The sequence below is a fragment of the uncultured Kiloniella sp. genome (assembly GCF_937128705.1).
GTDB lineage: Bacteria > Pseudomonadota > Alphaproteobacteria > Kiloniellales > Kiloniellaceae > Kiloniella.
Genome location: NZ_CAKZMP010000315.1, coordinates 1 through 2,634, shown reverse-complemented (window position 1 = coordinate 2,634; position 2,634 = coordinate 1). Strand labels below are relative to the sequence as shown.

The window sequence follows — 2,634 nt, the reverse complement described above, 5'->3', positions numbered from 1 at the left end:
ATTGCCAATGGTGTCTCTGCTGCTGCGGGTGTTCGTATGACCGAACTGCCCATGTCACCCCCACGGGTGCTCAAGGCAATCGACACCGCCAAAATCGCGGCTGAATAGGGGCGATTGCCCCTGTTCTGTTGGCCAAAAAAAGATCAAGCGACCTCTTATCAATAAAGGGGTCGCTTGGCACTTTAAAACTCTGGAGATATAAATTCAGAGGATATGTAAGCTCAGGACAGAGTAAATATGGTTCAAGTCACCCTTTCCGGAACAATCCAACAGGCCGCTGGCGGCATTTCCGAGCTTGAAATAGAAGCAAAGAACATCCGCCAGTTGCTTAACGCTCTGGAAACGAAATGCCCTGAGCTAAAACCCGAACTGGACAAAAGCGGCATCGCGGTTGCCATCAACGGCACTATCTACCGCGACGACTGGTTCCAACCCATCCCCGAAGACAGCGAAGTTTTTTTGATACCTAGACTGGCTGGTGGTTAGCAGAAGGGAAAGAGAGTTTGTTTTGACTCTTTGCCTCTAAGCTATCTTATCATCTGACATTCACGACCACCTGATGGGATAATCTTCGGGAAAAGGCCCTTCACGATCGGGGAAAAGCGGGTTGATGTAGCTGATTTTGCTCTCGCTGTTCAGGTCGCTTTGTAAGACAACTTCGCGGACCATTGCCGGGATCATTTCCATGCCAACGTATTTACCCAAACATTGGTGCGGGCCAAAGCCCAGCGCAAAATTGTGATAAAAATTCCGATCGGGATTAAAGCTATCCGGGTCCTCATAGGCATAGGTGTCGAACATGGCTGAATGTATCAGCAAACGAACGATTGTTCCGGACTTGATCTCTGTTTCGTGGTTGGTGCCTTTGGCCATTGTATAATCACTGGCGGCCTGACGGAAAATATCTGGCCGTATTGGCCGAAAGCGCAGGGCTTCCCAAACCATCGCGTCAAACGCAGCCATGTCATTAGATTGCGCCTTGTCTTTCGCCTGCTTCAAGATGGCAGGATGTTCAATGAAATATTCAACCACCTGTGCCACGGCCTGCGATGTTGTTTCTATTGCCCCGATCAACAATCCCCCGGCGTTGGTTCCCACGCGGGTCAGCGGAAAATCAACCTGCTTTGCAAACTTCGTCCGGATCATGCGCATAACCATCGTGTCTGAACGTTCCGGCACATCCATGCCTAAAATACGATAAATCAGCTTCTGGATCGGATTAAGAAACATGTAAAACACGCCCATAATTTTAACGCGAATGATCTTGCGCAACATCAAAGAAGCAATATAGGCAACCAGCTCTTTTGACGCTTCGTCATGATAGTCAACAATGCGCTTGTGGTCCTGATCAGATAGCATATCAAAGGGTTGGTTATTAAACGCATCGTATTGATTCCAATAGGACCAGCGGATCAATTTTTCACGGTCAATACCATCCAGACCAAAGTATTCCTGTACCAATTTAACCGGAACCATACGACAATAATCATTGACCAGTTCAATCCCGCCATTAGCATCATCCAGAATTTCCCGCGAGAACTCGGTGATCATTTTCCGCACACGCGGCAGATCATTTCTGTTCAACAGCCCCTGCATCATTGACTTTTCCCGGTAGTGCAAGGCATCGTCATCGTGCGCCATCAGGTATCCATCATCCGGCCCCGTCACGCTCATCTTAACCTTGTAGAGATCCACGGTGAAGATTTTCGGCATCTGCAACATGTCCCGTACATCGGTAAACTTGGCAACCAACGTACATTCCGGTGTTTGCAAAACAGGGCGTTCTTTTCGAAGCTGTTTAAAAAAGGGCAAAGGCTCTGTTCTTATCCAGCCTTGAACCATAGGATATTTTTTATCTTCCGGTGCTGCGTCATATTCTTTCAGATAGTCTTTTCCAGCGATATCCATTTAACTCGCTCCCCTTCTGGTATCTCCCTTATAATCACGGGACTTTTAGTATTTCTGCACCGTCAACTTTCAGTATCTTCAATTTTTCAGCACTTTAGTCTCTCAAAAAAACCTCGTCGGGATTTCCCTTATAGAGATTTTAAATACTCAATCAGGTCCCAGCGATCTTGTTCGGAAAATTTGCATGCACCATATTCATGACCAATATTCCTATTGCCTCTGATAGAGGTATCAAACCTGAAACCTTCATACCCTTCGGTCAAAAAACCGACTTTTATGGGATCAAATTCACGTGCTCCGACCATAAAGGAATTGGTTCGAACAGCGGTTGTAGTACAGCCCCTGTCATTACCGTCTTTGTCTTGAAGCGATTTTGGTAAAAGTAATTCATACAGGCTTGGCACAGATCCGTTGTGCAAGTATGGCGCCGTCGCCCAAATACCGTTCAAAGGTCGTGCACGATAGGCTTTCAAACTGTTATAGGGTTGCGCCGTCGTATCCGGAATATACTCGCCAGCCTTAAGACTTGCTTTCACAGGGTTATCGAACAATGTCATGACAAGCGCATAAACCCATTCGACAAACCGCCTCGGCCACCATTTATCTGGATCAGGTGTCGTCACTGTGCCTCGGGTGGCTGCGGTCAATATTTGCGCAACCGGGGCTCTGCCCCGCTCAACAACCTTGCCAATACCGACATCTTGATAAGTGTCTTTAAAGTTGCCC

3 protein-coding genes are annotated in these 2,634 nt (G+C 47.3%); 1 reads left to right on the top strand and 2 read right to left on the bottom strand.

Annotation, left to right across the window (positions count from 1 at the left end; translation table 11 throughout):
- The first annotated feature begins 237 nt into the window (after positions 1 to 237).
- Positions 238 to 486, top strand: a complete 249-nt coding sequence (locus Q0241_RS15800) for a MoaD/ThiS family protein (RefSeq protein ID WP_299379179.1) — start codon at positions 238 to 240, stop codon at positions 484 to 486.
- 60 nt (positions 487 to 546) lie between these two features.
- Here Q0241_RS15800 and Q0241_RS15795 read toward each other — a convergent pair whose 3' ends face one another.
- Positions 547 to 1,908 carry a cytochrome P450 gene (locus Q0241_RS15795; RefSeq protein ID WP_299379177.1) on the bottom strand — a complete coding sequence of 454 codons (1,362 nt, stop codon included), beginning with the start codon at positions 1,906 to 1,908 and terminating at the stop codon, positions 547 to 549.
- 128 nt (positions 1,909 to 2,036) lie between these two features.
- Positions 2,037 to 2,634, bottom strand: a 598-nt coding sequence (locus tag Q0241_RS15790; protein WP_299379176.1) for a di-heme-cytochrome C peroxidase, incomplete at its 5' end; no start/stop codon positions are given.

Bases quoted from the DNA above. Each gene is read 5' to 3' on its own strand.
- Q0241_RS15795 (WP_299379177.1), bottom strand. From the start codon at position 1,908: ATGGATATCGCTGGAAAAGACTATCTGAAAGAATATGACGCAGCACCG.
- Q0241_RS15800 (WP_299379179.1), top strand. From the start codon at position 238: ATGGTTCAAGTCACCCTTTCCGGAACAATCCAACAGGCCGCTGGCGGC.